Annotated in this window: 20 protein-coding genes and 1 pseudogene; 7 read left to right on the top strand and 14 right to left on the bottom strand. The window is 58.7% G+C overall.

All coding sequences use genetic code 11. The annotated features are described in order from the left end of the window. From AC07V4_RS10430 to fabB, 4 genes are all read left to right on the top strand, one after another. Positions 1-927 carry an ABC transporter substrate-binding protein gene (locus AC07V4_RS10430; RefSeq protein ID WP_492636385.1) on the top strand — a complete coding sequence of 309 codons (927 nt, stop codon included), beginning with the start codon at positions 1-3 and terminating at the stop codon, positions 925-927. Then, the gene (locus tag AC07V4_RS10435; protein ID WP_492636384.1) at positions 924-2,825 is read left to right on the top strand and encodes an ATP-binding protein; all 1,902 of its coding nucleotides are present in this window, start codon (positions 924-926) and stop codon (positions 2,823-2,825) included. The genes AC07V4_RS10430 and AC07V4_RS10435 overlap by 4 nt, the downstream gene beginning before the upstream one ends. Before the next feature lie 249 nt (positions 2,826-3,074). After that, the gene (gene fabA / locus AC07V4_RS10440) at positions 3,075-3,590 is read left to right on the top strand and encodes a 3-hydroxyacyl-[acyl-carrier-protein] dehydratase FabA (RefSeq protein ID WP_003210552.1); all 516 of its coding nucleotides are present in this window, start codon (positions 3,075-3,077) and stop codon (positions 3,588-3,590) included. 11 nt (positions 3,591-3,601) lie between these two features. After that, a complete protein-coding gene (gene fabB, locus AC07V4_RS10445; RefSeq protein ID WP_032877086.1) occupies positions 3,602-4,822 on the top strand; it encodes a beta-ketoacyl-ACP synthase I in 1,221 nt (406 codons plus the stop codon). Between the two features lie 187 nt (positions 4,823-5,009). On the opposite strand, the gene AC07V4_RS10450 is transcribed toward fabB, so the two are convergent. Then, on the bottom strand, positions 5,010-5,873 hold the full coding sequence (locus tag AC07V4_RS10450) for a methyl-accepting chemotaxis protein (protein ID WP_492636407.1): 864 nt from the start codon (positions 5,871-5,873) through the stop codon (positions 5,010-5,012). Beyond that, positions 5,865-6,749 (bottom strand): annotated as a pseudogene (locus AC07V4_RS10455) (MCP four helix bundle domain-containing protein); the annotation flags it as partial. The pseudogene AC07V4_RS10455 and the gene AC07V4_RS10450, both read right to left, overlap by 9 nt. A 95-nt stretch (positions 6,750-6,844) precedes the next feature. On the opposite strand from AC07V4_RS10455, the gene AC07V4_RS10460 reads away from it, so the two are divergent. Both AC07V4_RS10460 and AC07V4_RS10465 read left to right on the top strand, forming a co-directional pair. Continuing rightward, positions 6,845-7,261 (top strand): OsmC family protein, encoded by a 417-nt coding sequence (locus AC07V4_RS10460; protein WP_431749501.1) that lies wholly within the window; start codon positions 6,845-6,847, stop codon positions 7,259-7,261. A 63-nt stretch (positions 7,262-7,324) separates the two neighbouring features. After that, positions 7,325-8,191, top strand: a complete 867-nt coding sequence (locus AC07V4_RS10465; protein ID WP_492636383.1) for a pirin family protein — start codon at positions 7,325-7,327, stop codon at positions 8,189-8,191. An 81-nt stretch (positions 8,192-8,272) separates the two neighbouring features. Here AC07V4_RS10465 and AC07V4_RS10470 read toward each other — a convergent pair whose 3' ends face one another. The 4 genes from AC07V4_RS10470 to AC07V4_RS10485 all read right to left on the bottom strand — a co-directional run bounded on the left by AC07V4_RS10470 (position 8,273) and on the right by AC07V4_RS10485 (position 11,987). Next, a complete protein-coding gene (locus AC07V4_RS10470) occupies positions 8,273-9,001 on the bottom strand; it encodes a dienelactone hydrolase family protein (protein WP_492636382.1) in 729 nt (242 codons plus the stop codon). A 66-nt stretch (positions 9,002-9,067) separates the two neighbouring features. After that, a complete protein-coding gene (gene htpG / locus AC07V4_RS10475) occupies positions 9,068-10,972 on the bottom strand; it encodes a molecular chaperone HtpG (RefSeq protein WP_492636381.1) in 1,905 nt (634 codons plus the stop codon). Between the two features lie 89 nt (positions 10,973-11,061). Continuing rightward, positions 11,062-11,514, bottom strand: a complete 453-nt coding sequence (locus AC07V4_RS10480; protein WP_492636380.1) for a PaaI family thioesterase — start codon at positions 11,512-11,514, stop codon at positions 11,062-11,064. Then, entirely contained in the window at positions 11,511-11,987 is a 477-nt protein-coding gene (locus tag AC07V4_RS10485; RefSeq protein ID WP_492636379.1) for a PaaI family thioesterase, read from the bottom strand. The genes AC07V4_RS10480 and AC07V4_RS10485 overlap by 4 nt, the downstream gene beginning before the upstream one ends. Before the next feature lie 157 nt (positions 11,988-12,144). Between AC07V4_RS10485 and AC07V4_RS10490 the strand changes: the two genes are divergently transcribed. Continuing rightward, a complete protein-coding gene (locus AC07V4_RS10490) occupies positions 12,145-12,402 on the top strand; it encodes a hypothetical protein (protein ID WP_431753131.1) in 258 nt (85 codons plus the stop codon). A gap of 107 nt (positions 12,403-12,509) precedes the next feature. On the opposite strand, the gene AC07V4_RS10495 is transcribed toward AC07V4_RS10490, so the two are convergent. The 8 genes from AC07V4_RS10495 to AC07V4_RS10530 all read right to left on the bottom strand — a co-directional run bounded on the left by AC07V4_RS10495 (position 12,510) and on the right by AC07V4_RS10530 (position 24,084). Beyond that, on the bottom strand, positions 12,510-13,253 hold the full coding sequence (locus AC07V4_RS10495) for a DUF599 domain-containing protein (protein ID WP_492636378.1): 744 nt from the start codon (positions 13,251-13,253) through the stop codon (positions 12,510-12,512). Between the two features lie 235 nt (positions 13,254-13,488). Then, on the bottom strand, positions 13,489-14,802 hold the full coding sequence (gene brnQ, locus AC07V4_RS10500; RefSeq protein WP_431753132.1) for a branched-chain amino acid transport system II carrier protein: 1,314 nt from the start codon (positions 14,800-14,802) through the stop codon (positions 13,489-13,491). A 428-nt stretch (positions 14,803-15,230) separates the two neighbouring features. After that, positions 15,231-16,112, bottom strand: coding sequence for a succinate--CoA ligase subunit alpha (gene sucD, locus AC07V4_RS10505; RefSeq protein WP_003172813.1), 882 nt, complete (start codon positions 16,110-16,112; stop codon positions 15,231-15,233). Next, positions 16,112-17,278: an ADP-forming succinate--CoA ligase subunit beta gene (gene sucC / locus AC07V4_RS10510; protein WP_003233235.1), complete on the bottom strand. Its 1,167-nt coding sequence runs from the start codon at positions 17,276-17,278 to the stop codon at positions 16,112-16,114. The genes sucD and sucC overlap by 1 nt, the downstream gene beginning before the upstream one ends. Positions 17,279-17,482: 204 nt before the next feature. After that, positions 17,483-18,919, bottom strand: a complete 1,437-nt coding sequence (lpdA, locus tag AC07V4_RS10515) for a dihydrolipoyl dehydrogenase (protein WP_431749065.1) — start codon at positions 18,917-18,919, stop codon at positions 17,483-17,485. 98 nt (positions 18,920-19,017) lie between these two features. Further along, positions 19,018-20,241: a 2-oxoglutarate dehydrogenase complex dihydrolipoyllysine-residue succinyltransferase gene (gene odhB, locus AC07V4_RS10520; RefSeq protein WP_492636377.1), complete on the bottom strand. Its 1,224-nt coding sequence runs from the start codon at positions 20,239-20,241 to the stop codon at positions 19,018-19,020. 44 nt (positions 20,242-20,285) lie between these two features. Next, on the bottom strand, positions 20,286-23,117 hold the full coding sequence (locus AC07V4_RS10525) for a 2-oxoglutarate dehydrogenase E1 component (protein ID WP_492636376.1): 2,832 nt from the start codon (positions 23,115-23,117) through the stop codon (positions 20,286-20,288). A 262-nt stretch (positions 23,118-23,379) separates the two neighbouring features. Further along, positions 23,380-24,084: a succinate dehydrogenase iron-sulfur subunit gene (locus tag AC07V4_RS10530; RefSeq protein ID WP_003172807.1), complete on the bottom strand. Its 705-nt coding sequence runs from the start codon at positions 24,082-24,084 to the stop codon at positions 23,380-23,382. Positions 24,085-24,092: the final 8 nt, after the last annotated feature.

The raw sequence follows: 24,092 nt of genomic DNA on the forward strand, positions 1-24,092 counted from the left end.
ATGGGCGATCAGTCACGGATGACCCTCTTCTTTTCCAGGCTATGGCGACGCGGCCTGCTGCTGGCATGCCTGCTGCTGACGACGCCAGCCTGGGGCGCCGAAGTCCTGCTGACCGCCGCCGAAGACAGTGCCGGCGTGCAAGCCTTCGCCCAAGCCCTGGCCCGGCAACGCCCCGAAGACCACGTGACCTTCACCCCGCTCAAAGAGATACCGGCACCGAGCCAGTTACCCGCCAGCACCCGCTTGATTCTGCTCGACCTGCCCAGCCTCGACTGGCGCCTCAAGGACCCCCAAGGCCCTTCGACCCTGGTGCTGCGTATCAGCCGCCTGCAAGCCCGACAGCGCCTGGGAACCTCTCATCCAGCCAAAATCAGCCTGCTCTGGAGCGATCCGCCGCTGGAGCGCCAGTTGAACCTGATCGCCAATATCTTGCCCCAGGCGCGACGCATCGGTGTGCTCTACGGCATCGACAGTGAATTCCTGCTTCGCGAATTAGCCCAGTACGCAGAACCTATGGGCCTGGAAATCGTGCCGCAACTCTGGGACAACATTAACGACAGTCGGCCGCTGCAAAACCTGTTCAAGAACAGTGACGTGCTCCTGGGCCTCGACGATCCGCAGCTGTACAACCCGAAGACCGTGAAGAATCTGTTGCTCAGCAGCTACGCCCAGCAACTGCCGCTGGTGGGCCCCAACGCCGGCTTCGTCAAGGCCGGCAGCCTGGCCAGTACGTACAGTGACCAGACCGACTGGCTCGATGTGCTCGACCGTCTGCTGGATCACCCACCGGCCAACTGGCCGCGCTCGTTGTATCCGGAACACTTCAAAGTCGTGGGCAACCCGCAAGTCGCGCGCTCACTGGGCATCGAACAGGTTGACGAAGCCGCCGTCGCCGCCCGATTGGCCGAAGGAGAAAAACGCCCATGACCTTGCGCCGTCGCTGGGACATCAACACCCGTACCCAGCTCATCACCCTGGGCCCGGCACTGTTGCTGACGTTGCTGTTGATCAGCTTCTTTACCTTCGTGCGCATCCAGGACTTGCGCCAGGAACTGGACCATACCGGCCAATTGATCGCCAACCAGCTCGCCCCGGCGACCGAGTACGGAGTGATCTCCGGCAACAACGACGTGCTCGACAGCCTGCTGCGCGCCACCTTGGCGACGCCTCACGTGCGATTCCTGGAGATTCAGGACAGCTCCGAGAACATCCTGGTGTACGTTGAGCAGCCAACAGAGAAGCACGACCGCTCGCTGTCGGTAAAAGTCTTCCAGGCGCCGATCCGCCTGCAGCATATCCAGCTGGGCACGGACTTTTTCCAGGACAACCTCAATGAACCCAAGGCACCACGGGCGGACTACCTGGGCCGGGTGATCGTCGGTATGTCCAACGATGCCTTCAGCCAACGTCAGCAGGAGATCCTGTTCAAGGCCGGCATCCTTGCTCTTTTCGCCCTGCTGTTTACCTTCCTGCTCGCACGGCGCTTGGCCGCCAGCCTGTCGCAGCCGATCAGCGCCATGGGTACCGCGGTAAAAGCCATCCAGCAAGGTGACTACAAGACGCCGCTACCGATTGTCGATGACTCAGAGCTGGGCGACTTGTCACGCCATATCAACAACCTGGCCGAGGGCCTCAACCAGGCCAGCCGCGAACAACAGCAGGCCATGGCGCAATTGATCCAGACCCGCGAAGAGGCCGAGCGAGCGAACAACGCCAAGTCGGACTTCCTGGCGATGATGAGCCACGAATTGCGCACCCCGATGAACGGTGTGCTGGGCATGCTGCAACTGCTGGAAACCACCGAAATGACCGAGGAGCAGACCGAGTACGCGGCGCTGGCCTCCGAGTCCACCGAGCATCTGCTCAAAGTGATCAACGACATCCTCGACTTCTCGCGCATTGAACGCGCCGCTCTTGAGCTGGAGCATATCTCCTTCAACCTCGCGGACCTGATCAGCAACTGCGCTCAAGCCTTTCAGCACAGCGCCCAGCAGCGCGGACTCGCCTTGGAGCTGCCAATCCCCCTGGGCATGGACTCGCTGCAGGTACAGGGCGACCCGACGCGCATCCGACAGATTCTGGTGAACCTGATCGGCAACGCGTTGAAGTTCACCGAGCACGGCACCGTTACCGTCGAGCCTCATTGGCAAACCCTTGACCATGAACTGGTGTGGTTCACCTGTACGGTGCGCGACAGCGGCATCGGAATTTCCGCCGAGCGCCTGGAGTTGATGTTCGACGCGTTCCAGCAAGCCGACAGTTCCATTTCAAGACGTTACGGCGGCACCGGCCTTGGTCTGCCCATCGCCCGCACCCTGGCCGAACGCATGGGCGGCACCTTGCGCGCCAAGAGCGAAGAAGGTCGCGGCTCGGTGTTTACTCTGGAAATTCCGCTGGCCATCGATCAGAAAAGTCTGCCGGCGATCACCCCGGCGATCAGCGGAAAAGCGAGTGCCGGCGATGGACAGCACGTGTTGCTAGTGGAGGACAACCCGGTCAACCGCACCGTGGTTGAAGCCATGCTGCGTAGCCTGGGTTTTGAAGTCAGCCTGGCCACTGACGGCGCCGAGGCGATCCGCAGTGCCGAGAGCCTGATTTTCACCGTGATCCTGATGGACTGCCGCCTGCCACTGATCGACGGCTACGAAGCGACTCGGCAAATCCGCCAATTGCCCGGCTGCGCCGACCTGCCGATCATCGCCCTGACGGCCAATGCCTTGCAGGGCGACCGGGAAGCCTGCCTGGCAGCCGGAATGAACGATTACCTGGCCAAGCCATTCAAACGCACGGATTTGCAGCAAATCCTACAGCGATGGGTACATTAGTGCTGCGCCACCAGCCAACTGCGACTGGCGTGAAACACGAAAGTGCGGCAGTCTTAGGCACCCAAACGGGCCGATAAACAGGCTCGGTTTAAAATTTCAGTGAACAAGTGTACATTGAGTGCCTTGACGCTGTGACTTTCACTACAACGCAATAGTCTATGTGTAGGCTGCCGCTATGAGGCATGAACGCTTCATTCGGTTCGGGAAGATTTACCCTGCCCTGCCGCATGGGATTATTGAGGAGCTCGCATGACCAAACAAAACGCCTTTACCCGGGAAGACCTGCTGCGCTGCAGTCGCGGTGAGCTGTTCGGCCCAGGTAACGCGCAACTGCCCGCCCCGAACATGCTGATGGTGGATCGCATCACCCATATCAGCGAAGAGGGTGGCAAGTACGGCAAAGGTGAATTGGTCGCCGAGCTGGATATCACCCCGGACCTCTGGTTCTTCGCTTGCCACTTTGAAGGTGACCCTGTCATGCCAGGCTGCCTGGGCCTCGATGCCATGTGGCAACTGGTTGGCTTCTACCTGGGCTGGCAAGGCCTGCCAGGTCGCGGTCGCGCCCTGGGTTCGGGCGAAGTGAAGTTCTTTGGCCAGGTCCTGCCGACTGCCAAGAAAGTCACCTACAACATTCAAATCAAGCGCGTCCTCAAGGGCAAGCTGAACCTGGCCATCGCCGACGGTTCGGTGACTGTCGACGGTCGCGAGATCTATACTGCCGAAGGCCTTCGGGTCGGCGTATTCACTTCCACTGACAACTTTTAAGGGTTATCCGCATGCGCCGCGTCGTTATCACTGGTCTGGGCATTGTTTCTTGCCTGGGCAATGACAAAGAGACCGTCACCGCTAACCTGCGTGCAAGTCGCCCTGGCATCCGCTTCAACCCGGAATATGCCGAAATGGGTCTGCGTAGCCAGGTTTCCGGCTCCATCGACCTGCCCCTCGAAGAACTGATCGATCGCAAGATCTATCGCTTCGTCGGCCACGCTGCCGCCTATGCCTACCTGGCCATGAAAGACGCAATCGCCGACTCCGGCCTGAGCGAAGACCAGGTTTCCAACGTACGCACCGGCCTGATCGCCGGCTCGGGCGGCGCATCGACCCTGAACCAGATGGAAGCGCTGGACATCCTGCGCGAAAAAGGCGTGAAGCGCGTTGGCCCGTACCGTGTCACGCGGACCATGGGCAGCACCGTTTCGGCCTGTCTGGCCACGCCGTTCCAGATCAAGGGCGTGAACTACTCGATCTCCTCCGCGTGTGCAACCAGTGCTCACTGCATCGGTACTGCCGTTGAGCAGATCCAGCTGGGCAAGCAGGACATCGTATTCGCCGGCGGCGGTGAAGAAGAACATTGGAGCCAATCGTTCCTGTTCGACGCCATGGGCGCCCTGTCCACCCAGTACAACGAAACCCCAGAGAAGGCCTCCCGCGCCTACGACGCCAAGCGTGACGGTTTCGTCATTGCCGGCGGTGGCGGCATGGTAGTGGTCGAGGAGCTGGAACACGCCCTCGCCCGTGGCGCGAAGATCTACGCGGAAATCGTCGGTTACGGCGCCACTTCCGACGGCTACGACATGGTTGCCCCAAGCGGTGAAGGCGCCATCCGTTGCATGCAGATGGCCATGTCCACCGTGGATACCCCAATCGACTACCTGAACACCCACGGCACTTCGACCCCGGTCGGCGACGCCAAGGAAATGGAAGGCGTGCGTGCGGTATTCGGTGACAAGGCTCCGGCCATCAGCTCCACCAAGAGCCTGTCCGGCCACTCCCTGGGCGCCGCCGGCGTTCACGAAGCGATCTACTGCCTGCTGATGATGGAAGGCAACTTCATGGCGGGCTCGGCCAACATCGACGAGCTGGACCCAGCCGTTGCTGATATGCCGATCCTGACCAAGACCCGTGAAGATGCAAAAATCGACACCGTGATGAGCAACAGCTTCGGCTTTGGTGGCACTAACGCCACCCTGGTGCTGAAACGCTGGCAGGGCAAGTAAGCCCCGCAGGTTGATCACATGAAAAAGCCCCGACTGGTTCGGGGCTTTTTTGTGACCGGCGAAGTTTAAAACCGAGTCGACCTCATCGCAGGCAAGCCAGCTCCCACAGTGACCGAGTACCTCCTGAAGAAATGCGGTCGGTGTGGGAGCTGGCTTGCCTGCGATGGGGCTAACAAGACCTTGCGCCCTACACGGAAAACCGCGCCACCATAGTATTCAGGTCCACCGCCAATCGTGACAACTCCTGGCTGGCCGCACTGGTCTGATTAGCACCAGTGGAGGTCTGGTGCGCCAGATCGCGGATATTCATCAAGTTACGATCCACCTCTCGAGCCACCGCCGCCTGCTGTTCCGATGCACTGGCAATCACCAGGTTACGCTCGTTGATCAGAGTGAATGCCGACGCAATCTCCTCCAGCGCCGTCCCCGCCGATTTGGCGATATCCAACGTCGACCGCGCCCGACCGTTGCTCTGCTGCATCGAACTGACCGCTTGATCGGTGCCCTGCTGAATCCCACTGATCATCAACTCAATTTCCTGGGTCGACTGCTGGGTACGATGGGCCAGCGCCCTGACCTCGTCCGCAACCACGGCAAAACCGCGCCCGGCATCCCCGGCCCGCGCCGCCTCAATCGCCGCATTCAGCGCCAACAGATTGGTCTGCTCCGCAATTGAGCGAATCACGTCCAGTACTTTGCTGATGCCATAGACTTTTTGCGCCAGGTCTTCGACTTGGGTCGCATTGGCCGTCACATCGGTTGCCAGGGCTTCGATTGACTCCACCGTTTGATGCACTTGCTCACGACCGCGCTGGGCAATGCGGTCGGACTCGCGGGAGGCCTGGGACGTGGCCACGGCATTGCTCGCCACCTCCTCCACCGCCGCCGTCATCTGGTTCACCGCCGTCGCTGCCTGCTCGATTTCCTGGCTTTGCTGATGCAGGCCACGGGTCGCATCTTCGGTGACGCAGTTGAGTTCTTCGGAAGCCGATGCCAACTGGTTCGAAGACTCGGCGATACGCCGGATGGTGTCCCGCAGATTTTCCTGCATGCCCTTGAGCGCCTGCTGTAGACGCGCCGGTTCGTCATTGCCAGTTACGCTGATCTCACCGGTCAGATCGCCACTCGCCACGCCCTGAGCGACTTTCAGCGACTGCGCCAGCGGCAGCACGATGCTGCGGGTCAGCCACACTGCCAGGCCGATGGTGATCAATGCCGTGAGCACAATCATGCCAATCACCCAGGTGCGCGATTGAGTGAAAACACTTTGCGCCAGATTGGCGGCCTGATTGGCACTGGCTTTGTTCAGGGCGACCAAGTCGTGCAAGGTGCCAGCCATCTCATCGGCCAGTTGGTTCATCTCACCGTTGACGATCTTGATCGCATCCTCCTGCTGGTTGGCCTTGGAGAATGCCATCACCTGCTCCTGACGTTGCAGGTATTGCTGCTCCTCAGTCTTGAAGCGATCAAACAGCGTACGCTCTTCGGGCAAGACGATCAGCCCTTCATAAAGCGTCTGCGCATGGTGCAGGCCGCCTTTGAGATCCACGAGTTTCTGCTCATTCTGCGCGAGTGCCTGCGGATCACGATTGACCAGCAGGCGCAAGGTCAGCGCGCGCACCCGCAAGAGGTCCTGGTTCATCTCTCCCACCGCCATGACGCTGGGCAGCCAGTTATTCTCTACCTGATCCGACTGCTGGCGCATATTGGCCATCTGCAACAGGGCAAAGCCGCCCAAGGCGAACACCATCAACGCCAGCACGCCAAAGCCCAGACCGGCGCGGGGGGCGATATTCAGACTACGGATACTCATTGCCTGGATTCCTTCCGAATGCGCTGCATCCACCTGCAGCAAGTCTCCTGAAAGGTATCGGCCCCCGGGCCAATTTGCGTAAGACGAAAACGCGATATCAAAATGCCTTACCATCGCGCCGCAGAGTTCATCCCGAAAAATGCGGAACACCTCAGTTCGCGGATGCTCTATAACTGCATGACCTTCTTCCTGCCCTCGTGAGGTTTGCCATGCCTGTTACCGTCAACACCCTGAACCACGACAACTTTCGCCACAGTGTGAATATCAACAACCACGAGCTTTTCACCGACCTGCCCAAGAGCCTGGGTGGCGACGACTCGGCACCCTCTCCCCATGATTATTTCGATGCCGCCCTGGCGTCGTGCAAGGCCCTGACCGTCAAGCTTTACGCTCAGAAGAAAGACATCCCTCTCACTGGCGTAACCGTGGAAGTCACCCACGACAGCACCGAAGAGCAAAAGGGCAAGTACAAGCTCAGCGTCAAGCTGACCCTCAAGGGCGTGCTCACCGACGAGCAGCGCGACGAGCTGCATCGCGTGGCCGATCGCTGCCCGGTACACAAGCTGATGACCACCGCCGAGGTCACCATCGAGACCAAACTGTCCGAAGGTGCTTTCAGCCAATAGCGGCAACGACCCTTCGAGCGGGTTATGCTCAGCGCATCCAACCCGCTCAGACAGGGATGCACCATGACCACCCTCACCGTGATCCGCCCACGCACTGAAGATGTGGAAGGCCAGCCGATCTTGCGTCCGCTGCCCTCGCGTGAATGCCGCAGCGTCGGCCCCTTTGTGTTTTTCGACCACATGCTGCTCACCCGCTATGCGCCGGGCACCGGCATGAATATCCGGCAGCACCCGCACATCGGGCTGTCCACCCTCACCTACCTGTTTGAAGGTGTCTTGCAGCACAAGGACAGTCTGGGTTCGGATCAGGTCGTATACGCCGGCGACGTCAGTTGGATGACCGCCGGGAGTGCGATTGCCCACGTCGAACGTACACCCGAAGCCGTCAAGGCCAGTGGTTTCAACCTGCATGGCCTGCAAGTGTGGCTGGCCTCGCCCAAGGACCACGAGACCGGGCCTGGGCATTACAGCCATCACCCGGCGGCAAGCCTGCCGATAAGCGATAACCTGGGCGTGCAGCTGCGCCTGATCGCCGGCAACGGTTTCTGCCTCAAGTCACCGGTGCCGGTGCTGTCACCCACCCTATATGCCGAGGTGCGGATGCAGACAGCCACGACCCTGCTGATCCCGGACGAGCATGAGGAACGGGCGGTGTATGTGCTGGAAGGTGAAGCACAGTTGGACGGTGAGGCATTGGAGACCCACAGCCTGGTGGTGTTGCCTGCCGGGCAGGAAATGACGCTGTTTGCTGAAAGCGATTGCCACCTGGTGGTGTTCGGCGGCGCGCCGCTGGATGGACCACGACGGATCAATTGGAATTTTGTCGCCAGCGATCCGGCGATAATTGAGCAAACGCGACAGCGGTGGGCGGCCGGGGATTGGCCGACGGTGCCGGGGGAGTCAGAAAGAATTGAGTTGCCTGTGAAATAGCCATCGGGGGCAAGCCCCCTCCCACATTTTGATTTGTGAACACCGTCAAATGTGGGAGCTGGCTTGCCAGCGATGAGGCCATCAGCCCTTGAACACTTCATCCAGCAAGTTGTGCATCGACTGGAAAGCCCGCTTGGCAGTCTTCGCGTCGTACATCATCTTGCCCGGAACATTGGCATGCGGGTCGGTGAAGGAATGCACCGCACCACCGTAGCTCAGCAACTGCCAATCCACACCCGCTGCATTCATTTCAGCTTCGAACGCCGGCAGTTGTTCTTTCGGCACCAATGGATCGGACGCACCGTGCAGCACCAGCACCGAACCCTTGACGTTCTTCGCGCCTGCCGGGTTCTGTGTGTCGATCGTGCCATGGAACGATACGGCAGCTTTCAACGGCGAGCCGGTACGTGCAAACTCCAACGAGCAGAAACCGCCAAAGCAGAAACCGAAGGTCGCCAGCTTCGAGGTATCGACCGCCGCTTCAGTCTGGCGCTGCAGTTGCTCAAAGGCTGCCTGCATACGCTTGAGCAGCGCCGCGTTGTCATTCTTCAGCGGCATCATCGCCGCACCGGCTTCATCGCCATTCGACGGGCGTACGGTTTGCCCGTACAGGTCGGCGATCAACACCACGTAGCCTTTACTGGCCACACTCTTGGCGATCTCTTCCGCCCCCACACTCACCCCCATCCAGTTCGGCGCCATCAACAAACCCGGCAGCGGGCCCTTATGGCTGGCATCGAACGCCAGACGGCTTTCATAAGACTGGCCATCAATCTGATAGACCACGGAACGTACAGTGACTTGGCTCATCATTTACTCCAGTTGAGGTGCGTTAGAACGAAAAAACCCGCCGAAGCGGGTTTTTCTACAACGGTGTTAAACCGACAGTTCAACCAACAGCTTGTTCAGTCGGCGCACGTAGGCGGCCGGATCTTTCAAGCTGTCACCCGCGGCGAGGGCCGCCTGATCGAAGAGGATGTGCGACAGGTCGCCAAACCGCTCCTCGCTCTGCTCGCCGTCGAGTTTCTCGATCAGCGGGTGAGCCGGGTTGAATTCGAAGATCGGCTTGGAATCCGGAACCTTCTGACCGCTGGCTTCCAGGATCTGGCGCATCTGCATGCCCAGGTCCTGCTCGCCGATGGCCAGGATCGCCGGGGAGTCGGTCAGACGGTGCGAAACACGCACTTCGCTGACGGCTTCGCCCAAGGACGCCTTGATCCGCTCAACCAGACCTTCTTTGGACTTGGCGACTTCTTCGGCTTCTTTCTTCTCTTCTTCGGAGTCCAGGTTACCCAGATCCAGGTCACCACGGGCCACGTCGACGAAGGACTTGCCGTCGAACTCGTTGAGGTAGCTCATCAGCCACTCATCGATACGGTCGGTCAGCAACAGCACTTCGATGCCTTTCTTGCGGAAGACTTCCAGGTGCGGGCTGTCTTTGACCGCTTCGTACTTCTCGCCAGTCAGGTAGTAGATCTTGTCCTGACCTTCCTTGGCGCGTGCCAGGTACTCGGCCAGGGACACCACTTGCTCGCCGCCTTCGCTCTGGGTAGAGGCAAAACGCAGCAGGCCAGCGATCTTTTCCTTGTTGGCGAAATCTTCTGCCGGGCCTTCTTTCATGACCTGGCCGAAGTTTTTCCAGAAGCCTTTGTATTGCTCAGGCTCGTTCTTCGCCAGTTTTTCCAGCATGTCGAGCACACGCTTGGTCAGCGCCGACTTCATCGAGTCGATAATCGGGTCTTTCTGCAGGATTTCCCGCGACACGTTCAGCGACAGATCGTTGGAGTCGACCACGCCTTTGATAAAGCGCAGGTACAGCGGCAGGAAGGATTCCGCCTGGTCCATCACGAACACGCGCTGCACGTACAGCTTCAGGCCTTTCGGCGCTTCACGCTGGTACAGATCGAACGGAGCACGGGCCGGCACGTAGAGCAGCGAGCTGTATTCCAGCTTGCCTTCAACCTTGTTGTGGCTCCAGCTCAGCGGGTTCTCGTAATCGTGGGCGATGTGCTTGTAGAACTCCTGGTATTCCTCGTCCTTCACTTCAGTGCGAGGACGGGTCCACAGGGCGCTGGCACGGTTGACCACTTCCCATTCCTGGGCAGGCTTCTCTTCGCCTTCGACAGCAGCCTGTTCTTTTGGCAGTTCGATCGGCAGCGCAATGTGGTCAGAGTACTTCTTGATGATGTTGCGCAGGCGATAGCCGTCGGCAAACTCGTCTTCACCCGACTTCAGGTGCAATACGATACGGGTGCCACGATCAGCCTTGTCGATAGTGGCGATTTCAAACTCGCCCTCACCTTTGGAGGACCAGTGCACACCTTCGCTGGCATCGAGACCGGCGCGACGGCTGAACACTTCAACCTTGTCGGCGACGATGAAGGCGGAGTAGAAGCCCACGCCGAATTGGCCGATCAGGTGCGAATCCTTCTTCTGGTCGCCCGACAGGTTCTTCATGAAGTCGGCAGTACCGGATTTGGCGATGGTACCCAGGTGGGTGATCGCGTCTTCACGGCTCATGCCGATGCCGTTGTCTTCGAGGGTGACGGTCTTGGCATCCTTGTCGAAGCTCACACGGATTTTCAGTTCGGCGCCACCTTCCAGCAATTCAGGCTTGGACAGGGCTTCGAAACGTAATTTGTCGACAGCGTCAGAGGCGTTCGAGATCAATTCGCGAAGGAAAATTTCCTTGTTGGAATACAGCGAATGGATCATGAGGTGCAGCAGCTGCTTCACCTCGGTCTGGAAGCCCAGGGTTTCCTTTTGAGTTTCCACACTCATGGTCATCAAACTCCAATTGGATGGCAGTGGCCGCGCCCTTGAGGGTTGGCGGCGGGTTGTCATCAAAGTTGGGGGCTAAGACCAGGATTTCAAGAGCGCTCTACGTCCTCAATCTTGAAATGTGCCCGGGCCGTGGCAATCGGTTCGGCCGCCGTGCTTTGCCAGGCCGTGATCGCTACATTCGCTACGCGCCGGCCCTGGCGCCACACCTGGCATTTGGCGTAAGTGTCGCGATACTGGCCTGCACGCAGGTAATCCAGGGAAAAGTCGATGATTTTCGGCACCCCCGGCGCACCAGTGAATACCAGCAAATGCAACGCTGCCGACAGCTCCATGAACCCGGCAATCACCCCACCGTGAAGCGCTGGCAATATAGGGTTACCAATGTTGTCCTTGTTGGCCGGCAGACGAAACAGCAACTCGTCCCCCTGCCGCGTGCACTCAATGCCGATCAACTTGGCGTAGGGAATCAGATCGAGCAATGCCTCGTAATCGCCGCGGGCGTGGGCCTGTTCGAGACGCGTCTTGAATCGGTGCGTCATGCCTGCTCTCCCTTGATCGTACTGCCCAACCCTTGGGTGCCCTTGAGGCGCTTGCCCATGCGCATGAAGGTGCCGACCACATGGGCGATCGGCTGTTGCGGGTCATCCTGATACGCGAAGCCACGGGTGAAAATCACGTCAGTGGTCACCCGGTAGCATTGGGCGAAGCCATACACCGGTTTATGCGGTTCGGCGGGATGCATGTAGTCGACGCGCAGGTCCAGGGTCGGGCACACCTCGAACTCGGGTAATACACACAGCGTGGCCATGCCACAGGCGGTGTCCATCAAGGATGTAAGCGCACCACCGTGGATTACGCCGGTACGGGGATCGCCAACAATATGTGAGCCGTAGGGCAGCACCAGCGTCATGCCATCCTCACTGGCCGCATGTACGTTCACGCCGAGCACTTGGCAATGGCGCAGCGCCGAAACAAAGCGGGTTGCGCGCGCTAACAACGGGTTTTCGGTCATTAGTTTTAGACTCTTATGAGTGTTAATACGCCGGATAGGGATTTGCGGTGAAAGTTCCTTGGCGAAAAGCTTTATATATCTGTGGGATAAAAGGAACTAATGCTGGCCCCTTGGGTTCGAAAGGCCAGTAGATATCTTCAATAAGGAGAAACACCCCATGCGCAAGACTTTAGCTATTTCCATGATGCTGGCCGCTGCCCTCGGCCTCGCTGCCTGCGATAAGAAATCCGAAGACAAAGCCCAAGACGCTGCAGCACATTCCGAGCAAGCTCAGAAAGACATGGCGGCAGCACAGGATAAAGTGAACGACGCAGCGAAAGAAAACGCTGATGCTGCCAAAGCTCAGGCTGAATCGAACGCAGCCGCCGCAAAAGAAGCTGCACCTGCCGCACCTGCAGAACCTGCCAAGCAATAATCGCCTGGTTTGAATAAGCAGCGCTGCAAAAGAAAGCCCGCTTTATAGCGGGCTTTACTTTGTCTGCTGTTTTTCTAGCGATAGGAAGTTAGATCCGCCGCTATGGACTAAGACACGACCTCTTTAGAAGACACTTCAGGCGTTGCCGTATCGGTCGGGGTATAGACCATCACCTGCAAGACGTCGGAATGAAACTCCCGGCGATACAACACCAGCACTACCCCACTGCTCATCAACATGAACAACCAAGGGCTGACAAACCAGGCAAGCATGGTCATGCCAAAGTAATAAGAACGCAGGCCAAAGTTGAACTGGTTGGCGGCCATGGAAATTACCCTTGCAGCCCGTAGGGCAAACGCCTTGCGCTCTTGTTCCGACACATGCCGTTCACCGATCATCGGCGCCGAGCCGACCAATACCGCCGCGAAGTTGTATTGACGCATGCACCAACTGAAGGTGAAGAATGCGTAGACGAACACCAGCGCCAGGCACAGCAGCTTGATTTCTGACATGCCCTGGGACGCCTGTTGCACCAGGGGAATGTCCGCCAACAGTGACACCGCACGTTCGGAAGCACCCAGCACGGTGAGAATACCGGCGAGAATGATCAGGGTACTCGAGGCAAAGAACGAAGCATTGCGCTCCAGGTTGCCGATCACGCTGGCGTCGGCAATCCGGTTGTCTCGCAGCAGCATGCGGCGCATCCAGTCTTCACGGTACAGATGCAACACGCTGGCCAGGCACGCAGTGTCACGGGCTTTCCAGGTGGCGTATCGGGTGTAGCCACCCCAGCACAGGATGAACCAGAGAGCGGCAAGCAGGTGGATCTGATTGGTTTCGATGAACGACATGCGGGTCCTATTGCGAAAGAGTATGGCGGGAGAACGCGGTCAAAATGTGGGAGGGGGCTTGCCCGCGAAGGCCGGGTGTCAGTCGATACATTCATCACCGACACACCGCAATCGGGGGCAAGCCCCCTCCCACATTTTGAAAGCGTTTCAACTTTAGAGGGTTGCAGTCTCACACGCATAAAAAATGCCCCGTATCGATTGATACGAGGCATTTCGGCACAGCGCAGAAACACTATTACGCGATGGCTTCGCTGCGCTTGCCGAGCATACGGTCAACCACCACTGCCACGACCAAGATCATCACCGACGGCACCAGCCACGCCAGACCTTGCTCGCTCAGCGGCAGGTGCGCCAATTGTGCAGGCATCCAATCCGCCAGGCCCGCGCCCTTGAGTGCATCGATGCAGCCAAAGATGAACGACACCAGCATCACCGGGCCGACGATTCGCCCCTGCTCCTGCCAGAAACCTTTGCAGAAGCTCAGCGCCACCAGCACGATGCACGGCGGGTAGATCGCGGTGAGCACAGGGATCGAGAACGCAATCAACTTGGTCAGACCCAAGTTAGACACGAACAGCGAGAACAGCGCCAGGATCACGACCAGTGTCTTGTAGGACAGCGGCAGGATCTTGCTGAAGTACTCGGCGCAAGCGCAGGTCAGGCCTACTGCGGTAACGAGGCACGCCAGGGAGATCAGCACGGCCAGGAAACCACTGCCCAGGGAGCCGAAGGTGTATTGCACATAAGCATGCAGCACTGCCGCACCGTTAGTCGCACCCGCCGCCACGGCATGGCTGCCCGAACCCAAGCGGAACAGGCTGATGTACACCAACGCCAGGCCCACGCCGGCAATCAGCCCGGCAATAATCGCGTAGCGGGTGATCAGTTGCGGCGACTCCACGCCACGGGAGCGGATAGCGTTGACGATGACAATGCCGAACACCAGCGCACCCAGGGTATCCATGGTCAGGTAACCATTGATGAAGCCCTGGGAGAATGGAGCGGCCACATACTCTGGAGTAGCGACGCCCACATCACCGGCCGGCAAGGCGAACGCGGCAATACCGAGGATGGCCAGGGCAATGATCTTCAGCGGCGCCAGGAAGCGACCCACGGTATCCAGCAGTCGACCTGGGTACAGGGAAACGAAGAACACCACCAGGAAATACACCGAGCTGTAGAGGAACAACGCCAGCGGGCTTTCGCCAGTCAATGGCGCCAAGCCCACTTCGAACGAAACGGTCGCAGTACGCGGGGTGGCGAACAGCGGCCCTACCGCCAGATACGCCGCCGCCGCCAGCAGGCCACCGGCGATCTTGCCGATCGGGCTGCTCAATGCGTCCATACCGCCGCCGACCTTGGCCAGGGCGATCACAGTGACCACCGGCAGACCGACTGCCGTGACTAGGAAGCCCAATGCCGCCATCCAGACGCTAGACCCGGACTGCAAACCGACAATAGGCGGGAAGATGATGTTACCGGCGCCCACGAACAGGGCAAACGTCATAAAGCCCAGCGCCAGGATGTCCTGGCTTTTCAACACTTTCATTTGAGGAAATACCACACTACTGAATCGGAATTTAGAGAGGGCTTCCCTATGGATGAGGGAAATGCTGCCGGCCCTTATGGGAGCCGACCGGTCTAGCGCGCTGCTTCCTTTTGGGATGCGGGCGCATAAAGAGGCGGCTAGAGTACAGAATTAGGCTGACAAGCGCACTGTTGCAGGGCGAACTGTCCGATAAGCGACATCTTCATGTCGCATTTTCATACTTAATTTTGACAATACAGTCCAGTGTGGGAGCTGGCTGCCTGCGATGCGGGAACCTCTGTTCATCAGGTGGGCCCAGTTGATGCCATCGCAGGCAAGCCAGCTCCCACATTGGATTGAGTACATTTCAGAGAATGGTATAGCCAGAAAGCACAAAGGCCACCCGAAGGTGGCCTTTGTGTTGGTAGCGCTTCAGTTAAGCACGAGGCTTACTTGACAGCCCAACCGGTCAGCTCGGCCAGGGCCTTGCCGATGTCTGCCAGCGAACGCACGGTTTTAACACCTGCGTCTTGCAGAGCAGCGAATTTCTCGTCTGCAGTGCCTTTGCCGCCGGAGATGATTGCGCCAGCATGGCCCATGCGCTTGCCAGCAGGGGCAGTCACACCAGCGATGTAGGAAACAACCGGCTTGGTCACGTGTGCCTTGATGTAGGCAGCCGCTTCTTCTTCAGCCGAACCGCCGATCTCACCGATCATCACGATCGCTTCGGTCTTTGGGTCTTCCTGGAACAGCTTCAGGATGTCGATGAAGTTCGAGCCTGGGATCGGGTCACCGCCGATGCCGACGCAAGTCGACTGACCGAAACCGGCGTCAGTGGTCTGCTTCACAGCTTCGTAGGTCAGGGTGCCGGAACGGGAAACGATACCGACTTTACCTGGCAAGTGAATGTGACCTGGCATGATGCCGATCTTGCATTCGCCTGGAGTGATCACGCCTGGGCAGTTAGGGCCGATCAGGACTACGCCCAGCTCGTCGCACTTAACTTTAGCGTCCAGCATGTCCAGGGTAGGAATGCCTTCGGTGATGCAGACGATCAGCTTGATGCCGCCGAATGCTGCTTCCAGGATGGAGTCCTTGCAGAAAGGAGCTGGAACGTAGATCACGCTGGCGGTGGCGCCGGTGGCAGCTACAGCGTCTTTCACGGTGTTGAACACTGGCAGGCCCAGGTGCTCGGTGCCGCCTTTGCCTGGAGTTACGCCGCCAACCATCTTGGTGCCGTATTCGATGGCTTGCTGGGTGTGGAAACTACCTTGCGAACCGGTAATACCCTGGCAGATAACTTTGGTGTCTTTATTGATCAGGACGCTCATTATTTGCCCTCCGCAGCTTTGACAACTTGTTGAGCAGCGTCGGTCAGGCTGGTAGCCGCGATGATGTTCAAACCGCTTTCTGCCAGTACTTTAGCGCCCAGTTCAGCGTTGTTACCTTCAAGGCGAACAACAACCGGGATTTTAACGCCGACTTCTTTCACTGCACCGATGATGCCTTCGGCAATCATGTCGCAACGAACGATGCCGCCGAAGATGTTGACCAGTACTGCTGCGACGTTGGAGTCGGACAGGATGATCTTGAAGGCTTCGGTAACGCGTTCTTTGGTAGCACCACCGCCCACGTCGAGGAAGTTGGCTGGTTTGCCGCCATGCAGGTTGACGATGTCCATGGTACCCATGGCCAGGCCAGCACCGTTGACCATGCAACCGATGTTACCTTCCAGGGCTACGTAGTTCAGTTCGAACTTGGCAGCGTGCGCTTCGCGCGGATCGTCTTGCGACGGATCGTGGAAAGTCTTCAGCTTAGGCTGACGGTACATGGCGTTGGCGTCGATGTTGATCTTGGCGTCCAGGCAGTGCAGATCGCCGTCAGCCTTGATCACCAGCGGGTTCACTTCCAGCAGGGCCAGATCGTGGTCCTGGAACAGTTTGGCCAGACCTACGAAGATCTTGGCGAACTGGGCAACTTGCTTGCCTTCCAGGCCCAGCTGGAAAGCCAGCTCGCGACCCTGGAATGGCTGAGCGCCAACCAGTGGATCGATGGTGGCTTTCAGAATTTTTTCTGGGGTTTCGTGAGCGATTTTCTCGATGTCCACGCCACCTTCGGTGGAAGCCATGAACACGATGCGACGGCTCGAACGGTCAACGACAGCGCCCAGGTACAGCTCTTTAGCGATATCAGTGCACGATTCAACCAGGATCTTGGTGACTGGTTGGCCATTGGCATCAGTCTGGTAAGTCACCAGACGCTTGCCCAGCCACTGCTGTGCGAAGGCCTTGGCGTCTTCTTTGCTGCGAACCAGCTTAACGCCGCCCGCTTTACCGCGACCACCGGCGTGAACCTGGGCTTTGACAACCCACTCAGTGCCGCCGATTTTGTCGCAAGCTTCTGCTGCTGCTTCCGGGGTGTCTACTGCGTAGCCCTTGGAAACTGGCAGGCCGTATTCAGCGAACAGCTGCTTACCCTGATACTCGTGAAGATTCATGCTTTTTACCGTCTTCGTTAGGTACTGCGCATTCGGCGCTGCGCTCATTATGAGTGCCGCGCCACCTGTGACTGCTGCTTGCACAACTTGCTGGGCTCAAGGCCCGTAAAGCTGCGCAAGGCTGCGTCCGGCGGATATTCCGCGGTGAGTCTTGCGCACAAGGCTCACGACGGGCAACTCCGCCGTGGTTTCTTATTATCTCGCTTAGCGCTTCTTGCGGTTGGCGATGTGGATGGCACCGCCATTCACTGCCAACGCTGCTTCGTGCAACGCTTCGGACAGGGTCGGATGGGAGAAGACCATCATGCCCAGGTCCTCGGCACTGGTGCCGAATTCCATACCGATTGCGCCTTGCTGAACCAGTTCTGCAGCGCTTGGGCCAATCACGTGGACGCCCAATACGCGGTCAGTCTTGGCATCAGCGATGACTTTGACAAAACCACCGGTGTCGTTGGCTGCCATGGCACGGCCAGAAGCAGCGAACGGGAAGGTGCCGACGTTAACTTCAACGCCTTCAGCTTTCAACTGCTGTTCGTTCTTGCCGACCCATGCAATTTCCGGGTGGGTGTAGATAACCGATGGGATCAGGTCGTAGTTCATCTGGGTTTTGTGACCCTTGATGCGCTCGACAACCATGATGCCTTCTTCGGAAGCCTTGTGCGCCAGCATCATGCCGCGAACCACGTCACCGATGGCGTAGACGCCAGGAACGGTAGTGGCGCAGTGATCGTCAACGTGCACGTAGCCGCGCTCGTCGAGGGTCACGCCGCTGTCGGCAGCCAGCAGGTCGGTGGTCACTGGGCGGCGACCAACGGCTACGATCAGCTTGTCGAAAGTGATGGTTTTTTCGCCATCCTTGTCGGTGTAGTTGACAACAACTTCTTCGCCGTTGACTTTCGAGCCGGTCACGCGAGCGCCCAGCTTGATGTCCAGACCTTGTTTGGTCAGGGTCTTCAGGGCTTCCTTGGACACCGCGGTGTCGGCAGCCAGCAGGAACGTGTCCAGGGCTTCCAGCACGGTGACTTCAGCACCCAAGCGGGACCATACCGAACCCAGTTCCAGGCCGATCACGCCAGCGCCGATCACGCCCAGACGCTTAGGTACCGCTTGGAATTCCAAGGCGCCGGTCGAATCAACGATCACGTTGTTATCAACTGGAGCAGGCGGAATGTCGATTGGGCGCGAACCTGGAGCCAGGATCACGTTTTCGGCTTCGATGACTTCAACCGAGCCGTCTGGCTTGGTGACTTCAATTTTCTTGCCGGCCAGCAGCTTGCCGTGGCCCTGGATCGAAGTTACGCCGTTGGCCTTGAACAAGGTGGCAACGCCGGAAGTCAGGCCTTTAACGATGTTGGCTTTACGGCCGACCATCGCTGGCACGTCCATGGTCACGCCAGCATGGTTGATGCCGTGGATCGCGAAACCATCTTGGGCTTCGTGGAATTTCCAGGAGCTGTCCAGCAGCGCCTTGGAAGGAATGCAGCCAACGTTCAGGCAAGTACCGCCCAGCGCCAGCTTACCTTCCTTGTCGGTGTATTTTTCGATGCAAGCAGTCGAGAGGCCCAGTTGTGCGGCCTTGATGGCGGCAACGTAGCCGCCAGGACCTGCACCAATCACTACAACGTCAAATTTCTGCGACATGAAAATAGTTCCTCTATTTAGCAGCAAGCTTTCAAGCCGCAAGCCCCGAGCCAGGCTGCCTTATCCGGCAGCCCGCCCGAAGCCCGCAGCTGCTTCTATCAGATATCCAGCAGCAGACGAGCCGGGTCTTCCAGCAGGTTCTTGATGGTCACCAGGAAAGTCACGGCTTCTTTACCATCGATCAGGCGGTGATCGTAAGACAGCGCCAGGTACATCATCGGGCGGATCACGACTTGGCCGTTGATGGCCATCGGACGCTGGAGGATGTTGTGCATGCCCAGGATCGCAGCCTGCGGCGGGTTGACGATCGGCGTCGACATCATCGAACCGAAGGTACCACCGTTGGTGATGGTGAAGGTACCGCCGGTCATCTCGTCGATGGTCAGCTTGCCGTCACGGGCTTTCTTACCGAAGGTGGCGATGCCGCCTTCGATTTCAGCCAGGCTCATCAGCTCGGCGTTACGCAGAACCGGTACTACCAGGCCACGGTCGCTGGACACAGCAACGCCAACGTCTGCGTAGCCGTGGTAAACGATGTCGTTACCGTCGATGGAAGCGTTGACTGCCGGGAAGCGCTTCAGTGCTTCGGTGGCTGCTTTCACGAAGAACGACATGAAGCCCAGGCGCACGCCATTGTGGGACTTCTCGAACAGATCCTTGTACTTCGAACGCAGAGCCATGACTTCGGTCATGTCGACTTCGTTGAAAGTGGTCAGCATCGCCATGTTCGACTGTGCTTCAACCAGACGCTTGGCCACGGTGGCACGTACGCGGGTCATCGGTACGCGCTTCTCGGTGCGGTCACCGGCAGCGAACACAGGGGCGGCGGCAGCAGGAGCAGCAGCCTTGGCGGGTGCGGCAGCCGGAGCGTTCTTCTTGGCTTCAACAGCAGCGACCACGTCTTCCTTGGTCACGCGGCCGTCTTTACCGGTGCCTTTGATGGAAGCCAGGTTGATGCCGTTTTCTTCAGCCAGTTGACGCGCGGCTGGAGCAGCGATCGGGTCTTCAGCGCCAGCGGCCGGAGCGGCAGCTGGAGCGGAGGCAGCCGGTGCAGCAGCGGCGGCAGGAGCAGCGGCAGCAGCACTGCCCTCTTCGATCGAGCCCAGAACCTGGTTCGACAGGACGGTAGCGCCCTCTTCGGCAACGATCGCGCCCAGCACGCCGTCAGCTTCAGCCAACACTTCCAGAACGACTTTGTCGGTCTCGATGTCGACGATCAGGTCGTCACGCTTTACAGCGTCGCCTGGTTTCTTGTGCCAGGTGGCAACGGTGCCATCGGCAACCGATTCCGGGAATGACGGGGCTTTGATTTCGATAGCCATTATCTGTGGGTCCTTAAAATTCGGTTTCAGTCAGCGCGAAGGCGTTAAACAGTGAAAGCATCTTGCAGCAGTTTTTCCTGCTGCTCGGCGTGCATCGACGCATAACCACACGCAGGTGCAGCAGAAGCATCGCGACCGGCGTATTCCAGGCCCAGGGCCTTGTTGTGGTTACCGATGCTGCGACGCAGGTGATGCTGGCTGCTGTACCACGCGCCCTGGTTCATCGGCTCTTCCTGGCACCACACCACATTGGTGAGGTTGGTGTAAGGCGCGATGGCCTCCATCAGGTCGTCTTCCGGGAACGGGTAAAGCTGCTCGATACGCACGATGGCGATGTCTTCGCGGCCTTCGGCACGGCGTTTTTCCAGCAAGTCGTAGTAAACCTTGCCGCTGCACAGGATCAGGCGAGTGACCTTGGCTGCGTCCAGGGTGTCGATTTCTGGAATTACGGTCTGGAACGAACCATCGGCCAGATCTTCCAGGGTCGAGATGGCCAATTTATGACGCAACAGCGATTTCGGGGTCAGCACTACCAGCGGCTTGCGCAGCGGGCGGATCACCTGGCGGCGCAGCAAGTGGTAGATCTGGGCCGGGGTAGTCGGCACGCACACCTGGATGTTGTGCTCGGCGCACAGCTGCAGGTAACGCTCCAGACGGGCCGAGGAGTGCTCAGGACCCTGACCTTCATAACCGTGTGGCAGCAACATGGTCAGACCGCACAGGCGCCCCCACTTGTGCTCGCCGCTGGTGATGAACTGGTCGATAACCACCTGGGCACCGTTGGCGAAGTCGCCGAACTGGGCTTCCCAGATCACCAGCGCGTTCGGCGTGGTGGTCGAGTAACCGTATTCGAACGCCAGAACCGCTTCTTCGGACAGGAACGAATCGTACAGGTCGAAACGAGGCTGGCCTTCGTACAGGTGTTGCAGCGGTATGTAGGTGGTCGCGTCTTTCTGGTTGTGCAGTACCGCGTGACGGTGCGAGAACGTACCACGGCCGATGTCCTGGCCGGTCATGCGGATCGGGTGACCTTCGAACGCCAGGGTCGCGTACGCCATGGTTTCGGCGTAACCCCAGTTGATCGGCAGGCCGCCGGCTTGCATCTTCTGACGGTCTTCGTAGATCTTCGCCACCTGGCGCTGAACTACGAAGCCTTCTGGAATTTCCAGCAACTTGGCGGACAATTCCTGCAAGGTCTTCAAATCGAAAGACGTATCGTGACGTGCAGTCCAGGCGTGGCCCAGGTACGGACGCCAGTCCACGAACAGCTCTTTGTTCGGCTCTTTGACCAGGCTTTTCACTACGTGCAGACCGTTGTCCAGCGCGTTGCGGTATTCGTCGACTTTCGCCTGAACACGCGCATCGTCAACCACGCCGGCCTTGATCAGGCTGTCGGCATACAGTTCACGGGTGGTGCGCTGCTTGGTGATCTGCTGGTACATCAACGGCTGGGTGCCGCTCGGCTCGTCCGCTTCGTTGTGACCGCGACGGCGGTAGCAAACCAGGTCGATGACCACGTCACGCTTGAACTGCATGCGGTAGTCGATGGCGAGCTGGGTCACGAACAGCACAGCTTCCGGATCATCGCCATTCACATGGAGGATCGGCGCCTGGATCATCTTGGCAACGTCGGTCGCATACTCGGTAGAGCGCGCGTCCAGCGGGTTGCTGATGGTGAAGCCCACCTGGTTGTTGATGACGATGTGAACGGTACCACCGGTCTTGAAGCCGCGAGTCTGCGACATCTGGAACGTTTCCAGGACCACGCCCTGACCGGCGAATGCCGCGTCACCGTGGATGGAAATCGGCAGGACCTTTTCACCGGTGGTGTCGTTACGACGATCCTGGCGTGCACGGACCGAACCCTCGACCACTGGAGAAACGATTTCCAGGTGGGATGGGTTAAAGGCCATGGCCAGGTGAACTTCACCGCCGGTGGTCATTACGTTGGACGAGAAGCCTTGGTGGTATTTAACGTCACCGGAACCCAGCTCGACCTTCTTCTTGCCTTCGAACTCGTCGAACAGCTCACGCGGGTTCTTGCCGAAGGTGTTGACCAACACGTTCAGGCGACCACGGTGGGCCATGCCGATCACGATTTCCTTGGTGCCGTAGGAACCGGAACGCTGGATCAGCTCGTCGAGCATCGGGATCAGGCTTTCGCCGCCTTCCAGGCCGAAACGCTTGGTGCCCGGGTATTTGGTACCCAGGTATTTCTCCAGGCCTTCGGCAGCGGTTACGCGCTCAAGCAGGTGGCTGCGCACGTCGGCGGACAGCACCGGACGACCACGCACACCTTCCAGGCGATGCTGGAACCAGTGACGTTGCTCGGAATCGGTGATGTGCGTGAACTCAGCGCCGATGGTGCGGCAATATGTCTGCTGCAACGCTTCGTGAATTTCGCGTAGGCTCGCTTCCTCTTTGCCGATGAACAGGTCGCCGGCACGGAAGGTCGTATCAAGATCGGCATTGGTCAAGCCGTAATGATTGATCGACAGGTCTGCAGGTGCAGGACGCTTCCAGAGCCCCAGCGGGTCAAGCTGGGCCGCCTGGTGGCCACGCATCCGGTAGGCCTGGATCAGTCGCAGTACTTCAACTTGCTTCTTCTCGTGCTCACTGCTCACGCTCCCGGCGGAAACCGGCTGGGCGCGGCGCTGGTTCTTTGCCAGCAGCACGAACTGATCGCGAATTGTTGCGTGCGATACATCGGTGGCAGCGTTGCCGTCTGAAGACAACGTCTGAAATTTGGTGCGCCATTCTTCTGGCACAGCGTTAGGGTCGTGCAGGTAGAGCTCATAAAGCTCTTCCACATAGGCAGCGTTACCACCTGAAAGATAGCCGCTGTTCCACATGCGCTGCATCACGCTTTCTTGCATGCTTGGTCACCCTCGATTTGGGGACACCACCGGCGAAAACACCGAGTTTGCTTGCAAAAGGCCAAGTGCAGCGACCAAAACAAGCCACTTAGGATCACGCTGATAGTTCGGGTACCAACCCGAATGCCCCTGCTTGTCTCATTTCTTCAAAATAAGAGCCGCGGCTTTGTAAGTCGCTGCTCAAGTTAAAACTACGGCGCCGGTTGAAGCCTGCGCCGTAGCATTTACGGGCACAACGGTCCTGCCTTTACTACAACGTCAGTTACACGCCGCTCTGCAGCAGCATGTTACGGATGTGACCAATGGCCTTAGTCGGGTTCAGGCCTTTGGGACATACGTTGACGCAGTTCATGATCCCGCGGCAGCGGAATACGCTGAACGGGTCATCCAGTGAAGCCAGACGCTCGGACGTCTTGGTGTCACGGCTGTCTGCCAGGAAGCGGTACGCTTGCAGCAGAGCGGCTGGACCCAGGAACTTGTCCGGGTTCCACCAGAAGGACGGGCACGAAGTCGAGCAGCAAGCGCACAGGATGCACTCGTACAGACCGTCGAGCTTTTCACGCTCTTCCGGGGACTGCAGACGCTCGATGGCCGGAGCCGGCGTGTCGTTCTGCAGGAACGGCTTAACTTTCTCGTATTGCTTGTAGAAGATGCTCATATCAACAACCAGGTCACGGATAACCGGCAAACCTGGCAGAGGACGAACGATCAGCTTGTTGCCTTTCACCACGGCGGACAGCGGCGTGATGCACGCCAGGCCGTTCTTGCCGTTGATGTTCATACCGTCGGAGCCACAAACGCCCTCACGGCAAGAGCGACGATAGGAGAAACCTTCGTCCTGCTCTTTGATCAGTGCCAATACATCCAGCACCATCAGGTCTTTACCACCGGTATCGACCTGGAATTCCTGCATGAACGGCGCGGCGTCCTGATCAGGGTTGTAGCGATAAACACTGACTTTCAACATGGCAGCCA

This window comes from Pseudomonas sp. GW821-FHT03A09 (genome assembly GCF_059421065.1).